Below are 18,742 nucleotides of genomic sequence, written 5' to 3' on the forward strand. Positions count from 1 at the left end.
CTCAGACCGCGGAGACCAGCCGCACCGACCAGGTCCGGGTGTGCGCGTCGTGGGTCGCCCGGCAGGTCAGCCGCGCCGCCTCCTCCGACGGGTGGCTCTCGACCTCGGCCACCACGTCGCCGTCCGGGCCGGCGAGGGTCACCACCCACCGCTCGACCTCGGCTCCGGCCGGGGTCAGCCGGCGTACCCCCCGCGGCGGGAGGGCGTCGATGCCGAGCAGCCCCAGCTCCGCGCGGGCGGTGTGCTGGGCGGCCTGCACCGGCGGCGGGCAGCCGGCGCGGCCCCGGAGCCACGGCAGGGCCACCTCGCCGCGGGCGTGCGCGCCCACCAGGGCCGCGCCGTCGTCGGGGACCTGCCCGTAGTAGAAGCCGTGCGGCAGCACGAGCACGTTGGCGGCGAACCGGTCACCGCCGAGGTGACTGCACTCCCACACGTCCTCGGCCGGGAGCACCCGGGCCAGCGGGCGGCCGCGCAGCGCGCAGCAGGCGTCGTGCCCGCCGTGCGCGCACACCAGGTAGGTGGGCCCGACGGCGGGCTCGCCCACCGAGCCGTCCCACGGCACGTCGACCAGCTCCGCGTCGCTGGTGCGCACCGACCACCACAGGCCCTCGCGCCCCGGCCGCCCGTCGACGTAGGCCCACCGCCGCCGGGAGTCGGCCTCCCGGTCGCCGGGCCGGCGGACGAGCAGCACCCGCACGTTCTCCTGCCGGGCGCGGTGGGCCAGCCGCGGGGCGACGGCGGCGTCGAAGCGCGACTGGGTGAGCGCGTCGACGCCCCACGGTCCGGTCTGCTCGATGAGCAGCCAGCGCTGGGCCGGGGAGGCCGTGGCGACCCCCGAGTCACCCCGGCGCAGCGCCCGCACCGAGCAGCGGTCCTCGTCGATCCGGCCGACCGGACGTCCGGGTGCCTCCGCCGGTCGGCAGAAGTCGGCCGGGTCCGTCACGCCGTGCGGCCCGGCCGGCTCACGTTCCGGTCCCGGGCCCGCGGTCACGTCCCTCATCGTGCCCCGCGGGCGCGGTCCCGACGACGGCGTCCGGCACGGCCGCGTCCGGGACCACCGCGATGGACTCGGTGACCAGCCGACGGGCCAGGGTGAGCTGGTCGGCGGCGTCCAGGCCGGGCAGGTCGGCGACCTTGAGCTCGCCGGCGGCCAGCAGACCGGCCAGGGCGGGACGGGTGTCGGCCGGCAGCTCCAGCGACCGTCGCCCGGCGACCAGCGTGACCCGGCCGTCGACCGGCTCGCGCAGCTGGCAGCGCAGCCGGCGGCGGACCCGCAGCACGGTGTCGGGGGACAGGGCCGACGCCGCGGCGGCCTGGGCCAGCGGCGCGACGGGCTCGGGCCGCACCTGCGCCCAGGTCCGCGACCGGAGCCGGTCGGCGACCTCGGCCGGGTCGACCCGGCCCAGCCACTCCCTGAGGCCCGCCACGACCGCCGCCACGTCGTCGGCCACGGCGCCCGGGTCGGCCAGGTCGACGCCCAGGGGTAGCGAGCGGCGCAGCTCGGGGTCCTCGGCGGCGAGCACCCGCACGAGGTCGAGCACCGACTCGGCGGCCGCCCAGCGGGTGACCGGGTGCACGCCGATGGTCAGGTGCGCACTGATCTCGCCCAGCGCGACCGCCGAGTGCAGGTGGCCGCGGGGCAGGTAGAGGGCGTCGCCGGGCCGCAGCACCGCGTCGATGACCGGCTCGCGCTCGGCGGCGGCGGCGACGGTGGCGGCCCGGTCGTTCCAGGGCTGGGTGCGCAGCGGGTCGGGCAGCACCGGCTCGTGGATGCGCCAGTGCTTCTCGCCGGCGACCTGCAGCACGAAGACGTCGTGCACGTCGTAGTGCGGGGAGAATCCGCGGGAGGACGGCGGGGTGACGTAGGCGTTGACCTGCGTCGGGTGACCCAGGTCGGCAGCCAGCTGGTCGGCGAACTCGATCAGCGGTGGCCACAGCCGGTGCAGGCCCTGGAGGACGACGGTGCTGCCGTCGGCGAACAGCCGCAGCACCGCGTCGGAGGAGACCTGGTCGGCGATCTCGGCCCCGGCGCCCCCCGAGGTGGTGAACCGCTTGGGGTCGACGACGGCGCCGTCCTTGGCGATCCGCAGGAAGGGGGTGCGCAGCCCCCGCCGGGAGAGCAGCTCGTCGACCGCGGCCAGGTCGAGCAGGTCGGCGAAGGACCCGCCGGTCTCCTCGGCGCGGGTGAGCAGCGGCCGGCGCGACCAGTACTCCCGCGCGAAGACCTGCGGGTCGAGGGCGGTGCACCGACGCAGGGCCGGCCGGGGGTCCGGCCGGCCCTGCGCGGCGGGGTTCTCGGTCAGGCGGAACCGTCCGCGCCGCCGTCGGCACCGCCATCAGCACCGCCGTCGGCACCACCATCGGCACCGCCGTCCGCGCCGCCATCAGCACCGCCGTCCGCGCCACCATCGGCACCGCCGTCCGCGCCACCGTCGGAGCCGCCACCGGCCGCCCCGCCGTCGGCAGGGCCGTGACCGGCGCCGCCGTCCGCGCCGCCGTCGGCACCACCGTCGGCGCCGCCGTCGGCACCGCCATCAGCGCCGCCGTCGCCCACGCCGGCGGTGGTCATGTCATCGTCGTCGAGCGCCATGGGTCTCCGATCGCATCGGTCGCGGGCCACCGGGTGGTGGCCCTCCGGGCGTGCTGTACCTCACCGATCCTGCTCTCACACTCCCGCTCCGACCAGCGGGAACGGCGTGTCGGCAACGGGTCGGTCACGACACGGGGTGGAGGTGCCCGGACCGTGCCGAGGGCGTTACCGTCCTCTCGTCCGTCGAACACGTGTTCGAGGTCGGGAAGGGGTCATGAGCCAGTCCGCCCGCGCCGCCGGCTGCACCGTGCTGCACGTCGACATGGACGCGTTCTTCGCCAGCGTCGAGGTGCGCCGCCGCCCCGAGCTGGCCGGCACCCCGGTGATCGTCGGCGGGGCCGGCAACCGCGGGGTGGTCACCTCGGCCACCTACGAGGCCCGCCGCTACGGGGTGCACGCCGCGATGCCGACGTCCCGGGCGCTGCGGCTGTGCCCGACCGCGACGGTGCTGCCGGGGGACATGGCGCTCTACGGCGAGGTCTCCCGCGCGGTCATGGCGCTGTTCCGCTCGATCACCCCGCTCGTGGAGCCGCTGAGCATGGACGAGGCCTTCCTCGACGTCTCCGGCGCCGGGCGCCGGCTGGGCGACGCGGCCGAGATCGGGGAGTACATCCGCGCCCGGGTCTACGACGAGCAGGGCATCACCTGCTCGGTGGGCGTGGCCGGCACGAAGTTCGTCGCGAAGCTGGCCTCCACCCGCGCCAAGCCCGACGGGCTGCTGGTCGTCCGCCCGGCCGAGGTCATGGCGTTCCTGCACCCGCTGCCGGTCGGCGCCCTGTGGGGGGTGGGGGCCAAGACCGAGGAGGTGCTGGTGCGGCTCGGGCTGCGCACGGTGGGCGACCTCGCCCACGTGCCGGTGCGCACCCTGCAGCGGGCGGTGGGCCAGGCCGCCGGCACGCACCTGCACGAGCTGGCGTGGGGCCGCGACCCCCGCCGCGTGGTGCCCGACGAGCCGGAGCGGTCCACCGGGCACGAGGAGACCTTCGGCACCGACGTCGACGACCCGGCGGTCATCCACCGCGAGCTGCTGCGGCTGTCCGAGCGGACGGCGGGCCGGCTGCGCTCGGCGGGCTGGCTGGCCCGCACCGTGACCATCAAGGTCCGCTTCGCCGACTTCACCACGATCACCCGCTCGCGCACCCTCGGGGTCCCCACCGACGTCGGGCAGGAGCTCTACGACACCGCCCGCGCGCTGTTCGACGCCCTGGGCCTGCAGCGGGCGCGGATCCGGCTGGTCGGCGTGCGCGCCGAGCGCCTGGTGGAGGCCGGCTCCGCCCCCCGGCAGCTGGAGCTGGGCGCCCGCGAGCACGGCCGCCGGGAGGCCGAGCTCGCCGCCGACCGGGCGGCCCGCCGGTTCGGGGCCGGGGCGGTGCGCCCGGCGACCCTCCTGCACCGCGGCGGGCAGTCCGTCCGCTGACCGGCCCGGGGGAACCCGCGGCCGCGCCCGTTCGTCTTCCCGACGGCCCCGTCCCACCCACGAGAGTGATCACGGCGGGTCGGGGCCGACTCGCCTTTCGCGCCCCGCAAAGGGCTCGTATCCTCGATGTCACCGACGGCGGGCACCGCCGTCGGGTCTTGGCTTTGGCCCACCTGGAGGTCGACGTGCCGCTCTCCGAGCACGAACAGCGACTGCTGGAGCAGATCGAGCGCGCCCTCGTCGATGACGATCCGAAGTTCGCCTCGTCCGTCCGCACCGGTGACCGCCGGATCAAGGCCCGCCGCAGACTGCAGCTGGGCGCTCTCCTCGTCCTGGTCGGGATGGCCGTCCTGGTGGGCGGCGCCGTGGCGTCGTGGGTGCCGCTCGGTGTCCTCGGCTTCCTGATCGCCTTCGGCGGGCTCGCGCTCGCCGTGCTCAACTACAAGAACGCCACCGGTGTGGCCGAGGCGGGTTCAGCCGGTGCCACCGGCGGTCCGGCTCCCCGCGGCCGCGGCGGCAAGCCCCGTCGGCAGCCGCTGAAGAACCGGCTCGAGGAGCGGTTCCGCCGCCGCTACGACCAGTAGCCCGACAGCCCCGCCGTACAGCCGCCGTCCCCTCCGGACGGCGGCTGTCGCGCGTCGGGGGCCGCAGACCCGGAGGAGGGGGACGTGACCGAACCGGTGTGGGCGGCCCTGGCCGCGGCCGGAGGGCTGTGGGGCTGGGGGGACGCCGACGGCATCGTCCCCTGGACCGGCGACGACGGGCGCGACGTGGTCCCGCTGTGGACCTCCGCGGAGCTGGCCACCGCGGAGGCCGGTGCCGCCGCCGACCCCGGTGAGGCGCCGGTGTTCCTCGACCTGGACACCCTCCTCGCCGAGATCCCCGGCTGGCTGGCCGGCGGCATCGTCGCGGCCGTGGTCTCCGCCGGGAGCGGCGGGCCGGCGGTGCCCCTGACCGAGCTCACCGAGCGGGTCCTGCGGCTGCAGGTGGACCGCCCGGCCTGACCCGGGCCGGCCCCCATCGGCCGGCTCAGCCCCGCAGCGCCGTCCGCCGCCCCAGCCGTGACCAGGCCGGCCGGGGCAGCCGGACCCGCAGGGCGGTGACCAGGGACGCCGGCCACAGCAGCGCCCGCAGCCGGGTCCACCGCGGCGCCGTCGACAGCAGCCCGCGGCGGGCGGTGTCCAGCGCCGCCCGGAGCTCCGGTCCGGCCGGCAGTGCGCTGCCCGGCCGCGCGTAGCTGGCCGACTCCTCGGCGCGGGCCAGCCGGGCGACGGCGTCGGTGGCGTCCGGACGGGGACCGCCGGTCCGGTGCGCACCACCCCTCCCGCCGCGGTCGGCCACCGCCGCGGACAGCTGCTCGGCCACCTGCCGCGGCGTGCGCGCCGGGTCGGTCTCCAGGCCGACGTCCAGTGCGGTCGCCGTCAGCTCGTCCCAGAGCGCGGCGGGGTCCCCGCTGCCCACCCGGCGCCGTCGCTGCAGGGCCCGCAGTCCGGCGGGGACGGCGGCCAGGCCCGCGGCGCCCAGGACCGTCGCCGCGCCGAGCAGCACCGGTCGCACCCACTGCGCCGACTCCTCGGCCCGCGGCGTCACCGGCGTGGACTGGGGCACCGGCTCCGCCCGGGGCGCCTGTGGAACCGGTGCGGGGGCCGGCGCGGACGGGACGTCGGCGCGCGGGTCGGCCTCCTGGTCCTGGACGCGGGGCGACCACGGCAGGTCCACCGCCCGGTCCACGTCGATGGGCGTGGGGTCGAACGGGATCCACCCCAGGTCGTCGAAGTAGACCTCCACCCACGCGTGCGCGTCGTCGCTGGTGACCAGCCGGCTGCCGTCGGGCTGCACGGTGCCGGGGGTGTAGCCGAGGACGACCCGGGCGGGCACGCCCGCCGCGCGCACCAGGACCGCCATCGCCCCCGCGTACTGCTCGCAGTAGCCCCGCCGCAGCCGCAGGAAGTCGGCGAGGTCGTCGCCGGTGGTGCCCGGGGCCGTGGACAGCGAGTACACGAAGCCGTTGTCCCGGTCGGTGAAGTGGTCGTAGACGGCCCGGACCCGCTCGTAGGGGGTGGTCAGCCCGTCGGTGAGCCGGGTGACCAGCTCCGGGACGCTGGGGTCCAGCGGTGGCAGGGCGGTGTAGCGCTGGACGAGTGGGAGCTCCGCCGGCAGCGCCTGCGCGCCGGCCAGTTCCTCCTCGCTGGGCCGGGGCTCGACCGAGGCCACCGACCAGGTCCGTCCCGCGGTGGTCGCGTCGCGGCCGAAGACGGTGGTGGTGGAGGGGTCGATCCGCCAGTGCTCGGCGTCCGCGACCTGCACGGCGAGGGGGGAGTAGAGCACCGGGAGGAAGCGGTCCTCGTGGTCGAGGGCGGTGATCAGCGCGTCGACGGGCCGGCCGTCGCGCCGTCCGGGCAGGGGTGCCAGCCGCTCGTTGCCGGCCACCGAGGCCTCGCCGTCGAGGTTGCCGGCGGCCCAGCCCTCGTCGTTGTCGTAGACCTCGAGGGCGACCACCCGCAGGTAGCCCGGGTCCTCCACCGAGGCGTCGACGCGCAGCAGGTCGATCGGCTCCGGGAGGGTCAGCTGCCCCTGCAGCGCGGCCGCCGGGTCCAGGGCCGTCCCGGTCGCGCCGCCGCCCGCGCCGCGGCCGATCCCGCCGGCGAAGGAGCCCTCGGTCAGGGTGGGCACGACCGCACCGACGACCAGGCCGAGGACGACGGCCACCGCCCCGGTGCGGACGGCGGCCAGCGTGCCGGTCCCCAGCAGCGGGCGGCGTCCCTCCGCCGGCCGCCCGCCCAGCCGCCGGTGCTGGTCGGCCCACAGCAGCAGCGCCAGGCCGGCCGCGGGAGCGGCCACCGGCAGCGCGCCGATCGTCCCTGTCACCGTGCTCACCGGGACGCAGAACAGGATGAGCAGCCCCAGCCCCGCCAGCGCCGGCTGGCGCCCGCCGACGGCGACCAGGTCGACCGCCACCGCGACCAGCCCGACCAGCACCGTGGTCAGCGCCAGCAGGCCGGTCAGCGGCAGCGCCGGGGTGGACTGCTCGCGCAGCTCCGCGGTCCCGTCGACCAGCACGGAGGCCAGGTCGGCTGCGCTGTCGCCGGTGGGCAGGAACCCGTCACCGGCGCGGGCGGGGGCGAAGAGCGCGGTGAGCAGGCAACCGAGCAGGGCCAGCTGGCCGAGCGGGACCAGGGGCACGCCGAGGGCGGCCCACGCACTCGGGACCGGCCGGTCCGCGAACAGCCGAGCCTCCAGCGCCGCGCCGGCAGCGCGGAGGAACAGCCCACCCACGGCGACGACGGCGACGGCGGCCAGCACCGGCGGCAGCCAGCTGCGGTCGGTGAAGACCGGGACCAGCGCGAAGGCGCCGAGCCCGGTGGCGGCCGCCGCGGCCAGGGTCGTACCGGCGTCCCGGAGCGGCGGGCGCGGCCGGGAGCCGCCTGCCGGCCCTCCCCGGTCCTCGCCGGGCGCGTGCGCGGCGGACACCGGCGTGGGTGCGGTCACGCCCGCACCCCCCGCAGTCCGGCCGGCGCCGTGCCGGGGCGGGACAGCTGCGCCCACACCGACGCGACGGAGCTCTCGGCGGAGGCCAGTGCGACCTGCCACCCGCCGGCGCGCAGCACGTCGGCGGCGGCCTCCTGCTGCCGGGTCAGCTCGCCGGAGGCGCCGGTGCCGGGCCGTCGGCCCCGGGTGGCCCCGGACCCGGCCCAGCTGCCGATGTCGGCGAGCACCGCGACGTCCGTCGTGGGGCCCGAGCGCGCGCGCACCAGCTCGGCGGCCTCGTCGGGGCCGACGGCGCCCAGCAGGGCGACCACCGGGCCGTCGCCGGCCGCGCGGGCGAGCAGCTCGATGCCCGGTTCCAGGCCGGAGAGCCGCGAGGGCATCACCCCGGCGAGGCGGTCGAGCAGCTCGCCCGGGCCCAGCCCGTCCCGGTGCTCGGCCGGGGCGAGCTCCAGGGCGTCGGTGACCACCCGCAGCGTCGCGCCGCGGGCGATGAGCTCCGTGCCGATGCTGGCCGCGGCCTCCACCAGCCACTCGAGGCTGTCCGGCGGAGGGGAGTCGGGGGTCGCGGTGGCGGCCAGGGCGGCCGCGGCGTGCCCACGGACCAGCAGGTGGGCGCGCGCCCGGGTGTCGAGCAGCAGGGTGGCCTGCGCCCGCCACGGGCGCTCCTCCATCCGGACCATGAGCTCCCCGGTGCGGGCCGTGGCCCGCCAGTGCACCTTGCGCAGGTCGTCCCCGTGCCGGTAGGCCCGCGTGCTGACGTCGTCCTCGCCGTGGACGGCGATCGACCGGCGCGCGCCGGACCCCCCGCCCCCGTGACCGCCGGACGGCCCGCCGGGCCCGAGCGGGACGACCCGCGGCACCACCACCAGCGGGGCGCTGTCGGCACCCGCGACGCTGCGCAGCACCAGGCCGAACGGGTCGACCAGGCGCAGCCGCAGCGGGCCCAGCCGGTGGCGGCCGCGCCGCCCGCCGTGGACCCGGTAGTGCAGCGCCGCGGTGGCGCCGGCGGCCAGGCGGTCGACCACGAACTCCGGGGAGGGGCCGAGCTCGGCGGGCACGGTCTCGGCCAGCAGCCACAGCCCGCCGGTGCCGCGGCCGGCGTTGGTGACGTCCAGCCGGACGTCGGCGTACCCGCCCCGCGGGACCCGAGCCGGCAGCACCGTGCGCCGGGACGCGACGCGGAACCGGCGGCGCGCGACGGCGGCCGCCGACAGCAGCGGCAGCGCCAGCACGAAGACCGCGACCTGTGCCAGCGGGCGCTCGCCGAGCAGCACGCCGAGGAGGAGCAGCGTCGCGCCGGCGGCCACGAGGCACCGGCCGCGCAGGGTGAGCGTGGCGAGTGCCGTCGCCACGGGGCCGCGCACCGTCAGCGTCCGCGGAGCACCGGGACGGTCGCGAGCAGGTCGGTGACCACCTGCTCGGCGCGCCGGCGCGCGGCCGCGGCGTCCGGGGTGAGCAGCAGCCGGTGGGCGAGCACCGGGACCGCCATGGTCTGCACGTCGTCGGGCAGGACGTGGTCGCGGCCGGCGAGGGCGGCGGTGGCCCGGGCGGTGCGCAGCAGCTGGAGGCCGGCCCGCGGCGAGGCGCCCAGCCGCAGGTCGGGGGAGCGGCGCGTGGCCTCCACCAGGGCCACCACGTACCGGCGGACGGCCTCGGAGACGTGCAGCCGGCCGACCGCGGCGACGAGGGCGCGCACCCCGGCGGCGTCGGCCACCGGGAGGAGGGAGGCCAGCGGGTCGGTGGTCACCAGGTCGTCGAGCATGGCCAGCTCCGCCTCGCGGTCGGGGTAGCCCATGGAGACCCGTGCGGTGAACCGGTCGCGCTGGGCCTCGGGGAGGGGGTAGGTGCCCTCCATCTCGATGGGGTTCTGGGTGGCCACCACCAGGAACGGCCGGGCCAGCTCGTAGCTGACCCCGTCCACGGTGACCTGGCGCTCCTCCATGCACTCCAGCAGCGCCGACTGGGTCTTGGGGGAGGCCCGGTTGATCTCGTCGGCCACGACGATGTTGGCGAACACCGCACCGGGCTTGAACTCGAACTCCCGCGTCTCCTGGTCGTAGACCGACACCCCGGTCACGTCACTGGGCAGGAGGTCGGGCGTGAACTGGATGCGGCGCACGCTCGCGTCGATCGAGGCGGCGAGGGCCTTGGCCAGCGTGGTCTTGCCGACACCGGGCACGTCCTCGACCAGCAGGTGCCCCTCGGCCAGCAGCACCACCAGCGCCAGGTGGACGACGTCGGGCTTGCCGTGGACGACGCGGGCCATGTTCGCCGCGATCCGGGCGCCCTCCGCCGCGACGTCGACCGAGGCGTCGGCGGCGTCGCCGCGGGACCTCGCCAGCTCGGTCACGGGCGCTCCTCGACGGCGCTCGTCGGCCACGTGCCCAACGCTGCTCCCTCCCCGCGTGACCTCCCGTCCGGGTCACCGTCGTCCCACGGTACGTGCGGGATCGGCCCCCCGGGCGGTCGTGCGACGCCGGACGGATGGCTCGGCCAACTGCTCCGCCCCTCCGGGGCCCCCGCCGCCCCTGGGTGACGACCTGCCGGTGGGCTCGTCGCCCCACCTCCCCCCACCGGGCGCCCCACTCCGCCCCACCCGCCGCCCCACCCGGCCCCACCCCGCGCTGACCTGCAGGGGGAGGGGTGGGGGAGGCCGGTCACGACATGGTGTCGAGTGGTGTCTGGTGGGGCCCAGTGGGTTACTGTGTGGCCCGGTGGGGAGGCAGGGCCCGTCCCGGGGGCGCCCCGGAGCACGAGGAGGACCGATGGGGGAGGTGATCCGGTGTTCGTCGGCAGCTATCCGCTGCGGCTCGACGAGAAGGGCCGGCTCGCACTCCCCGTCCGGTTCCGTGAGCAGGTGGCCGAGGGCATGGTGATCAAGAAGGGGCAGGAGCGGTGCATCTACGGCCTCACCATGTCCCGGGTCGCCGAGCAGAGCCAGGCCGCGGCCAGCATGGCGCCCGCCGACACCGCCGAGGCCCGCATGCGGGCCCGGATGAGCTTCGGGTCGATGGTCGAGGTCGAGCCGGACAAGACCGGCCGCATCACCATCCCCGCGAACCTGCGGCAGTACGCCGGCCTGGACCGCGACGTCGTCGTCGTCGGCGTCGACACCCGCTTCGAGATCTGGGACGCGACCACCTGGGACGCCTACGTGGCCGAGCAGGAGGCGAAGTTCGCCGAGATGGAGAGCGAGGGGATGCCCACCCTCTCCTGACCCCCGTCCTCCCGACCCCCTCCGGGCCCCGCCCCGACCGAGCCGACTTCCCCGCGGCTCGACCGGTCCGGCCCGAGCCGTCTTCCCCGCGGCTCGGACCTCCGGCGCGGAGGGACGCACCGCCCCTCGGGCGCGCGCCGGCCGTCCCCTCCCCGGACGGGCCGGCACGGGCCCTCCCCGTCCCCGCGGGGCGCCACCTGACGCACTTCCCCGGCGCCAGGCGGGCCCCGCGGGGGGCGGGCCGGCGATCCGGCCCGGGAGCGCGCCCACCCGCTCCGTCGGGCGCGCCCCGCCCCCCGACCCACCCCTCCCGGTACCGAGCCCGGCGAAACGCCGCTGCCCTCCACCCGCCGACCCCCGCCCCGCGCCACCATGGACGGGCCCCACCGACCCGTTCGAGGAGCAGTCGACGATGAGCAGCACCGAGCCGGCGCCGTCCGCGGTGCACGTGCCCGTGCTGCTGGAGCGGGTGGTCGAGCTGCTCTCTCCTGCCTGCGCTCCCGACGGCGCCGTCCTGGTGGACGCCACCCTCGGCCTGGCCGGGCACTCCCTCGCCCTGTTGCGCGCCCACCCGGGGCTGCGGCTGGTCGGCCTGGACCGCGACCCCGACGCCCGCGCCGAGGCGACCCGCCGGATCGAGGCCGCGGGCTGCGCGGACCGGGCCACCGTCGTCCCCGCCGTCTTCGACGAGCTCCCCGACGTGCTCGAGCGGCTCGGGATCGAGGAGGTCCAGGCCGTCCTGTTCGACCTCGGGGTCTCCTCCCTGCAGCTGGACCGTCCCGACCGCGGGTTCAGCTACGCCGTCGACGCGCCCCTCGACATGCGGATGGACCCCGCCGCGCGGCGCACCGCCGCCGACGTGGTCAACACCTACCCCGCCGACCAGCTCACCCGGGTGCTGCGCGTGTACGGCGAGGAGCGCTTCGCCGGCCGCATCGCCCGGGCCATCGCGCGGGAACGGGCGCGCGAGCCGTTCACCCGCACCGGCCGGCTGGCCGAGCTGGTGCGCGAGTCCATCCCGGCGGCCACCCGCCGCACCGGCGGACACCCCGCCAAGCGGACCTTCCAGGCGCTGCGCATCGAGGTCAACGACGAGCTCGGCGTCCTGGAGCGGGCCCTGCCGGCCGCGATCGAGGCGCTGGCCGTCGGCGGGCGCATCGCCGTCCTCACCTTCCACTCCCTCGAGGACCGGATCGTGAAGCAGACCCTCGCCGCCGCCGCCACCGACCGCACCCCGCCGGGGCTGCCCGTGCCCTTGCCCGAGCACGGCCCGACGCTGCGGCTGCTCACCCGCGGCGGGGAGGCCCCGTCCGACGCGGAGGTCACCGCCAACCCCCGCGCCGCCTCCGCGCGGGTCCGTGCCGCCGAGCGCATCCGGCGGGCCGCATGAGCTCCGCCGCCCGCGCCGCCGGGATCCCGCCGGAGCCCCGGCGCGCCCCGGCCCCCGTGCGCCGTGTCCCGCCCCGCGCGGTGCCGGCCGCGCCGGACCGCTCCGCGCCGGACCGCTCCGCGGCGGCCCCCGGGACCACGGCGGGCGCCGCCGCCCGACCGGCGCGCGCCCACAGCGCGCCCATCCGCACCGGCGCCCTGCGCGCACGCCCGGCCCGGCCGCTGCCCACGGGACCCACGCCGCGTCCCGCCGGGGCCGCCGCGCCGACCCGTGCCCGCCGCGGCGCGTTCTCCGGCCGGCAGACGCGGCTGGCGCTGCTGGTGGTGGCCCTGCTGGTGGCCACGTCCCTGGCCCTGCTGTTCCTCAACACCGCCATCGCGGTCAACTCGCTCAAGGCGACCCAGCTGGAGGCGGCCAACGCCGAGCGGGCCCAGGAGGTCGAGCGGCTGGAGCAGCAGGTCGTCGACGGCAGCACGCCCGCGGCCCTGGCCTCGGCGGCCGCGGCCGCCGGGCTGGTCCCGGCCGGCTCCGCGGCGTACCTGGTGATCGGTGCGGACGGCACGGTGACCTTGCGCGGCGAGCCGGCGCCGGCCGAGGAACCCGAGTCCGACTCCGAGTCCGACCCCGAGTCGGGAGGCTGACCGGTGCCCACCGCAGTCCGCCCACCCTCGCCCGGACGGCGCACCGGTGACCGGCTCGCGCCGGGATCGGGCGCCTTCGCGCCCCGTCGCGCCCCGGGCAGCCGCCGCACCACCGCCGGGATCCGCGCCAGCAGCCGCCGGCTGACCTTCGGCCTGGTCCTCGTCGTCGTCCCGCTGCTGGTCGTCATGGGCAAGCTGGTCCTGCTGCAGGGCGTCGACAGCGGCGAGTACGCCACCGCCGCGGCGCAGGACCGGCTGCGCAGCTACCCGATCGCCGCGCTGCGGGGCGCGGTGACCGACCGCGACGGCAATCCGCTGGCCTACACCGTCGACGCCTCGCGGGTGGTCGCCGACCCCACGGTGGTGACCGACCCGGCGCGGACCGCGCTCGCGCTCACCACGCTGCTCGACGTCCCGGTCTCGGAGCTGACCGAGGAGCTGTCGAAGGACAGCCGCTACGTCGTCCTCGCCTCGCAGGTGTCGCCGGAGACCGTCGACGCCATCGACGAGCTGGACCTGGGGGGCATCTTCTTCGAGGACGACCCCGTCCGCCTGTACCCGGCCGGGACCACCGCCGGGCAGGTGGTGGGCTTCATCGGCCGGGACGGTGACGGGCTGGCCGGCATCGAGCAGACCTTCGACGACCAGCTGGCGGGCTCGGACGGGGAGCGGCGGGTCGAGGTCGGCAGCGGCGGCCACCCGATCCCCTCGGGCATCGACGAGTCCACCCCGGCGACCGACGGCGAGACGGTCGCGCTGACCCTCGACGCGGACCTGCAGTTCATCACCGAGCAGCGTCTGGAGCAGGCCTGCCAGGACGGCGCCACCACCCGGGCGTCGGCCGTCGTCCTGGACGTGCACACCGGCCAGGTCGCCGCCATGGGCTCCTGCCCGGGCTACGACCCGGCCGAGGCGCGGCAGACCGACCCCGAGCTCCTCGGCAACCCCGTGGTCTCCGACGTCTTCGAGCCCGGCTCGGTGATGAAGGCGGTCACCCTCGCCGCGGCCCTGGAGGAGGGGGAGGCCACCCCGGACACCGTGCTCACCGTCGACGGGCACATCCAGGCCGGGGACGCCGTCGTCACCGACGCCCACGACCACGAGCCGATCGACTGGACGGTCACCGGGATCCTCGCCAAGTCCAGCAACGTCGGCACGATCATGCTCGCCCGGGAGGTCGGGGACGAGAAGCTGGAGGAGTACCTGCGGGCCTTCGGCGTCGGCAGCACCACCGGGATCGAGCTGCCGGGCGAGAGCGCCGGCATCCTGCAGGACTCCGAGGAGTGGACCGCCAGCCGGTCGGCCAACGTGCCGATCGGTCAGGGCGTGTCGGTGACCACCCTGCAGATGGCGTCGGTCTACCAGGCGATCGCCAACGACGGGGTCCGCATCGAGCCCCGGGTGGTCGCCTCCGTCGGCGGGGAGCCGGCTCCCGCGCCGGCGTCCACGCGGGTGGTCAGCGAGCGCACCGCCGACCAGATGGCCTACATGCTCGAGGCCGTGGTGGGCCCCGGGGGCACCGCGCCCCTCGCGCAGGTCGACGGGTTCCGGGTGGCCGGCAAGACCGGCACCGCGCAGCGGGCCAACCCCGAGTGCGGCTGCTACGACGGCGGCGGGTACGTGACCACGTTCGTCGGCTTCGCCCCGGCCGACGACCCGCAGTACGTCGTCGCCGTCGACCTGGAGCGGCCGACCAGCTCGGCCGAGGGCGGGCAGGTGGCCGCGCCCGTGTTCGCCGACGTCATGCGCCAGGCGCTCACCGCCGACGGGATCGTCCCGTCCGGGACGCCGCGCCCCGAGTTCGACCTCACCGGTTGACGGACCCTCTCGCCCCCCGGCACGCGCAGGGCGGGTCCCGGGACGGGGCCCGCCCGCCGGTAGATTGGAGTTCCGTGAGCCCGACCGATGACGGGTCGGTGCCCCGTCCGGCGGGGACCACCCCGCTGACACTCGCCGACCTCGCCGACCTGGTCGGCGCCCCGGTGCAGGGCGACCCCGCCACCGGTGTCTCGTCGGTGACCCTCGCCTCGGGTGAGGTCGGGCCCGGTGCCCTCTACGCCGCCCTCCCGGGCGCGCGCACGCACGGCGCCCGGTTCGCCGCCGACGCCGCCGCCCGCGGGGCGGTCGCGGTCCTCACCGACCCGTCCGGCCGGGCGCAGGCGTGCGCCACCGGCCTGCCGGTCTGCGTCGTCGACGACCCGCGCGAACTGCTCGGCGCGGTCGCCGCACGCGTGTACGGCGAGCCCGGCCGGCGACTGCAGGTCGTCGGGATCACCGGCACCAACGGCAAGACGACGACCAGCTACCTGGTCGAGGCGGGCCTGGCCGCCGCCGGACGAGCGACCGGGCTGATCGGGACCGTCGAGACGCGGACCCGGACCACGGCGCCGGACGGCACGTCGACGGTGACCGCCTTCCGCAGCGTCCGGACCACCCCCGAGGCGCCCGCCCTGCACGCGCTGCTGGCGACCATGGCCGACGCCGGGGTGCAGACCGTGGTCATGGAGGTCTCCAGCCACGCGCTGGTGCTCGGCCGCGTCGGCGGGATCCCGTTCGCCGCCGCCGGGTTCACCAACCTCGGCCGTGACCACCTGGACTTCCACGCCGACCTGGAGGACTACTTCCGCGCCAAGGCCCGGCTCTTCGACGGCCGCGCCGCGGTCGAGGTGGTCGACGTCGACGACCCGCACGGCCGGCGGCTGACCGGGATGCTGGGCGGGCGGCGGGCGGTCACCGTCTCCACCCGCGGCGCCGGGGCGGACTGGTGGGCCGACGGGATCTCCGTCGCCCCGGACGGCGGCTCGGCGTTCACCCTGCACGGGCCCGGTGGCCGCACCTGGGGCGCCCGCGTCCGGCTGCCCGGCCGGTTCAACGTGGCCAACGCCGTCCTCGCCGTCGCCCTGCTCGACGCGGTCGGCGTCCCGGTCGAGGCGGCGGTGGAGGGCCTGGCCGACGTCGTCGTGCCCGGCCGCATGGAGCCGGTGGACGCCGGGCAGCCCTTCGTCGCCGTCGTCGACTACGCGCACACCCCCGACGCGGTCACCACCGCGCTCACCGCCCTGCGCGCCGCCACCACGGGCCGGGTGATCACCGTGCTCGGCTGTGGCGGCGACCGCGACCCCGGCAAGCGCGCCGGGATGGGGGAGGCCGCGGCGCTGGGCAGCGACCTGCTCGTCGTCACCGACGACAACCCGCGCTCGGAGGACCCCGCCGCCATCCGGGCGGCGATGCTCGCCGGCGTGCCCGCCGACCGACGCGACGCCGTCCTCGAGATCGGGGACCGCCGCGCGGCGATCGCCGCGGCCGTGGCCCGGGCCCGGCCCGGCGACGCCGTCCTCGTGGCCGGCAAGGGCCACGAGAGCGGCCAGGAGGTGGCCGGCACCGTGTACCCCTTCGACGACCGCGCCGTGCTGCGCGAGGCGCTGGCGCAGCCGGCGCCCGCGGGCGCCAGCGAGGAGACCCCGTGATACCGCTGACCCTGTCCGAGGTGGCCGAGGCGGTCGGGGCCCGGCCGGCCCCCGACGCCGGCACGGTCACCGGGAAGGTCACCGTCGACTCGCGCACCGTCGCACCCGGCGACCTGTTCGTCGCCGTGCCCGGTGAGCGGGTCGACGGGCACGACTTCCTCGCCGCCGCGGCCGCCGCCGGAGCGGTCGCCGCGCTGACCACCCGCCCGGACGACGCGCTGCCCTGTGTCGTCGTCGACGAGCCGGTCGCGGCGCTGGGCCGGCTGGCCGCCGCGGTGCACGCCCGCCTGGCCGCCCGGGGCCTCACGACGCTCGGGATCACCGGCTCGTCCGGGAAGACCTCGACCAAGGACCTGCTCGGCCAGGTGCTGGCCACCGCCGGCCCGACCGTGAGCCCGCCCGGCTCGTACAACAACGACATCGGTCTGCCGCTGACCGTGCTCGACGCCGACGAGGCCACCCGTTTCCTCGTGCTCGAGATGGGCTCGCGCGGGCCCGGGCACATCGCCCGGCTCTGCCGCGTCGCCCGCCCGGACGTCGGCGTGGTGCTCAACGTGGGCTCGGCGCACCTGGGCGAGTTCGGCTCCCCCGAGGGCATCGCCGTCGCCAAGGGCGAGCTGGTCGAGGCCCTGCCGGAGGAGGGGACCGCCGTCCTCAACGCCGACGACCCGCGGGTGCTGGGCATGGCCGCCCGCACCCGCGCCCGCGTGCTCACCACCGGCCGGGCCGACGGCGCCGACGTCCGGGCCGACGACGTCGTCCTCGACGAGGCCGGCCGGGCGGGGTTCACGCTGACCGCCGCCGGCGGGAGCGCGCCGGTCGGCCTGCAGGTCGTGGGGGAGCACCAGGTCGCCAACGCGCTGTCGGCGGCCGGGGCGGCCCTCGCCGCGGGGATGGCCCTGCCCGACGTCGCCGCTGCGCTGTCGGCGGCCGTGCCGCGCAGCCGCTGGCGGATGGAGGTCGCCCGGCGGGCCGACGGCGTCACCGTGGTCAACGACGCGTACAACGCCAACCCCGAGTCGATGCGCGCCGCCCTGGCCGCGCTGACCCGGCTGCCCGGCGGACGGCGGATCGCCGTGCTGGGCGGGATGGCCGAGCTGGGCCCCGGCGCGACCGCCGAGCACGAGCGGCTGGGGCGCGACGCCGTGGCCGCCGGGGTGGACCTCGTCGTGGCCGTCGGCCCCGATGCGGTAGGGATAGCCAGGGGCGCGTCCGCCGCGGGGGCGCGCCAGGACGAGGGCGCGGTGCACGTGCCCGACCGGGCGGCTGCCCGGCAACTGCTCACGGAGGTGGTGGTGCCCGGTGACGTCGTGCTGGTGAAGGCCAGCCGGTCCTACGGGCTCGAGGTGCTGGCCGCGGACCTGCTCGACGCCGGGGCAGGCGCGTGAAGTCCGTCCTCATCGCCGCCGCCTTCGGCCTGGTGATCTCGATCCTCGCGACCCCGGTGGCCGTGCACCTGTTCCGGCGGAAGGGCTTCGGCCAGGAGATCCGCGACGACGGTCCCGAGAGCCACCTGTCGAAGAAGGGCACGCCCACGATGGGCGGCACGGTCATCGTGGCCGCCACGGTCGGCGGCTACCTGATCGCCCACCTCTTCCTCGTCAACCAGCCCGGGCGGGGCGTCACCGCCAGCGGCCTGCTGGTGCTCTTCCTCATGGTGGGCCTGGGCACGGTCGGCTTCCTCGACGACTACCTCAAGATCCGCTACCGGCGCAGCCTGGGGCTGAACAAGACCGCCAAGCTGGTCGGCCAGCTGGTCATCGGGGTCGCGTTCGCCGTGCTGGCGCTGAACTTCCCCGACGACGCCGGCAACACGCCCGCCTCGACGTTCGTCTCCTACGTCCGCGACATCGCTCCGCTGGCGCTGGGGTCGATCGGGTTCGTGATCCTGGCCTACCTGTTCATCGCCGGGTTCTCCAACGCGGTGAACCTCACCGACGGTCTCGACGGACTGGCCGCCGGGTGCTCGGCGATGGTCTGCGGCGCGTACACGATCATCTCGTTCTGGCAGTTCACCCACGACTGCACGACCGAGCTGATCGACGGCTGCTACCAGGTCCGCGACCCCCTCGACATCACCCTGGTGGCCGCCGCCGGCCTGGGCGCCTGTCTGGGCTTCCTGTGGTGGAACACCAGCCCGGCGCGGATCTTCATGGGCGACACGGGGTCACTGGCCCTGGGCGGGCTGCTGGCCGGTCTGGCGATCGTCACCCGCACCGAGCTGCTGCTCATCGTGCTCGGCGGGCTGTTCGTCGCGGTCACCCTGTCGGTGGTCATCCAGGTCGCGTTCTTCCGGGCCACCCGTCGGCGGGTGTTCCGGATGGCCCCGCTGCACCACCACTTCGAGCTCGCCGGCTGGACCGAGAACACGGTGATCGTGCGCTTCTGGCTGGTGACGGGCATGGCGGTGGCCTTCGGGCTGGGCCTGTTCTACGCCGACTGGCTGACCGTCACCGGCCTGTGAGACGGCAGCCGCTGCTGCGACACGCCCCGTCCCTCCGCCCGGACGCCGGGGGGAGCGGCGACGATGG

The 18,742-nt window shown here is 77.1% G+C and carries 16 protein-coding genes; 10 read left to right on the plus strand and 6 right to left on the minus strand.

Translation table 11 applies throughout. The features are described 5' to 3' along the window. Window position 1 precedes the first annotated feature (1 nt). The 3 genes from ACI79C_RS21090 to ACI79C_RS21100 form a co-directional block, all read right to left on the minus strand. The gene (locus tag ACI79C_RS21090; RefSeq protein WP_456947648.1) at window positions 2–1,000 is read right to left on the minus strand and encodes a sucrase ferredoxin; all 999 of its coding nucleotides are present in this window, start codon (window positions 998–1,000) and stop codon (window positions 2–4) included. Continuing rightward, the gene (locus ACI79C_RS21095) at window positions 963–1,991 is read right to left on the minus strand and encodes a cupin domain-containing protein (protein ID WP_456947649.1); all 1,029 of its coding nucleotides are present in this window, start codon (window positions 1,989–1,991) and stop codon (window positions 963–965) included. Before ACI79C_RS21095 ends, ACI79C_RS21090 begins: the two co-directional genes overlap by 38 nt. Window positions 1,992–2,299: 308 nt before the next feature. Further along, complete coding sequence (locus ACI79C_RS21100; protein ID WP_456947650.1) at window positions 2,300–2,590, minus strand: BatC protein; 291 nt, start codon at window positions 2,588–2,590, stop codon at window positions 2,300–2,302. 214 nt (window positions 2,591–2,804) lie between these two features. Between ACI79C_RS21100 and dinB the strand changes: the two genes are divergently transcribed. The 3 genes from dinB (at window position 2,805) to ACI79C_RS21115 (ending at window position 5,011) form a co-directional block, all read left to right on the plus strand. Next, the gene (gene dinB, locus ACI79C_RS21105; RefSeq protein WP_456947651.1) at window positions 2,805–4,007 is read left to right on the plus strand and encodes a DNA polymerase IV; all 1,203 of its coding nucleotides are present in this window, start codon (window positions 2,805–2,807) and stop codon (window positions 4,005–4,007) included. A 158-nt stretch (window positions 4,008–4,165) separates the two neighbouring features. Next, window positions 4,166–4,591, plus strand: a complete 426-nt coding sequence (locus tag ACI79C_RS21110) for a DUF3040 domain-containing protein (protein ID WP_456947652.1) — start codon at window positions 4,166–4,168, stop codon at window positions 4,589–4,591. An 84-nt stretch (window positions 4,592–4,675) separates the two neighbouring features. Then, the gene (locus ACI79C_RS21115) at window positions 4,676–5,011 is read left to right on the plus strand and encodes a hypothetical protein (RefSeq protein ID WP_456947653.1); all 336 of its coding nucleotides are present in this window, start codon (window positions 4,676–4,678) and stop codon (window positions 5,009–5,011) included. Between the two features lie 25 nt (window positions 5,012–5,036). Here the strand turns inward: ACI79C_RS21115 and ACI79C_RS21120 are convergent, their stop codons facing one another. The 3 genes from ACI79C_RS21120 to ACI79C_RS21130 are packed head-to-tail and all read right to left on the minus strand — an operon-like array spanning window position 5,037 to window position 9,846. Further along, entirely contained in the window at window positions 5,037–7,496 is a 2,460-nt protein-coding gene (locus tag ACI79C_RS21120) for a transglutaminase family protein (RefSeq protein WP_456947654.1), read from the minus strand. Continuing rightward, window positions 7,493–8,848: a DUF58 domain-containing protein gene (locus ACI79C_RS21125; RefSeq protein ID WP_456947655.1), complete on the minus strand. Its 1,356-nt coding sequence runs from the start codon at window positions 8,846–8,848 to the stop codon at window positions 7,493–7,495. Before ACI79C_RS21125 ends, ACI79C_RS21120 begins: the two co-directional genes overlap by 4 nt. A gap of 14 nt (window positions 8,849–8,862) precedes the next feature. Then, on the minus strand, window positions 8,863–9,846 hold the full coding sequence (locus tag ACI79C_RS21130; RefSeq protein ID WP_456947656.1) for an AAA family ATPase: 984 nt from the start codon (window positions 9,844–9,846) through the stop codon (window positions 8,863–8,865). 432 nt (window positions 9,847–10,278) lie between these two features. Here ACI79C_RS21130 and mraZ point away from each other — a divergent pair, with 432 nt between their 5' ends. The 7 genes from mraZ (at window position 10,279) to mraY (ending at window position 18,675) form a co-directional block, all read left to right on the plus strand. Further along, window positions 10,279–10,713, plus strand: a complete 435-nt coding sequence (mraZ, locus tag ACI79C_RS21135) for a division/cell wall cluster transcriptional repressor MraZ (RefSeq protein ID WP_456947657.1) — start codon at window positions 10,279–10,281, stop codon at window positions 10,711–10,713. A gap of 412 nt (window positions 10,714–11,125) precedes the next feature. Beyond that, window positions 11,126–12,103 (plus strand): 16S rRNA (cytosine(1402)-N(4))-methyltransferase RsmH, encoded by a 978-nt coding sequence (gene rsmH, locus ACI79C_RS21140; protein ID WP_456947658.1) that lies wholly within the window; start codon window positions 11,126–11,128, stop codon window positions 12,101–12,103. Further along, window positions 12,100–12,744 carry a hypothetical protein gene (locus ACI79C_RS21145; RefSeq protein ID WP_456947659.1) on the plus strand — a complete coding sequence of 215 codons (645 nt, stop codon included), beginning with the start codon at window positions 12,100–12,102 and terminating at the stop codon, window positions 12,742–12,744. The genes rsmH and ACI79C_RS21145 overlap by 4 nt, the downstream gene beginning before the upstream one ends. A 3-nt stretch (window positions 12,745–12,747) precedes the next feature. Then, window positions 12,748–14,562, plus strand: coding sequence for a peptidoglycan D,D-transpeptidase FtsI family protein (locus ACI79C_RS21150; protein WP_456947660.1), 1,815 nt, complete (start codon window positions 12,748–12,750; stop codon window positions 14,560–14,562). A gap of 74 nt (window positions 14,563–14,636) precedes the next feature. Next, complete coding sequence (locus ACI79C_RS21155; protein WP_456947661.1) at window positions 14,637–16,211, plus strand: UDP-N-acetylmuramoyl-L-alanyl-D-glutamate--2,6-diaminopimelate ligase; 1,575 nt, start codon at window positions 14,637–14,639, stop codon at window positions 16,209–16,211. Then, window positions 16,208–17,599, plus strand: coding sequence for a UDP-N-acetylmuramoyl-tripeptide--D-alanyl-D-alanine ligase (locus ACI79C_RS21160; protein ID WP_456947662.1), 1,392 nt, complete (start codon window positions 16,208–16,210; stop codon window positions 17,597–17,599). The genes ACI79C_RS21155 and ACI79C_RS21160 overlap by 4 nt, the downstream gene beginning before the upstream one ends. After that, entirely contained in the window at window positions 17,596–18,675 is a 1,080-nt protein-coding gene (mraY, locus tag ACI79C_RS21165; RefSeq protein ID WP_456947663.1) for a phospho-N-acetylmuramoyl-pentapeptide-transferase, read from the plus strand. The genes ACI79C_RS21160 and mraY overlap by 4 nt, the downstream gene beginning before the upstream one ends. Window positions 18,676–18,742 lie beyond the last annotated feature (67 nt).

It is taken from the genome of Geodermatophilus sp. SYSU D00697, from assembly GCF_054050175.1.

Bases quoted from the DNA above. Each gene is read 5' to 3' on its own strand.
- ACI79C_RS21090 (WP_456947648.1), bottom strand. From the start codon at position 1,000: ATGAGGGACGTGACCGCGGGCCCGGGACCGGAACGTGAGCCGGCCGGG.
- ACI79C_RS21100 (WP_456947650.1), bottom strand. From the start codon at position 2,590: ATGGCGCTCGACGACGATGACATGACCACCGCCGGCGTGGGCGACGGC.
- dinB (WP_456947651.1), top strand. From the start codon at position 2,805: ATGAGCCAGTCCGCCCGCGCCGCCGGCTGCACCGTGCTGCACGTCGAC.
- rsmH (WP_456947658.1), top strand. From the start codon at position 11,126: ATGAGCAGCACCGAGCCGGCGCCGTCCGCGGTGCACGTGCCCGTGCTG.
- ACI79C_RS21145 (WP_456947659.1), top strand. From the start codon at position 12,100: ATGAGCTCCGCCGCCCGCGCCGCCGGGATCCCGCCGGAGCCCCGGCGC.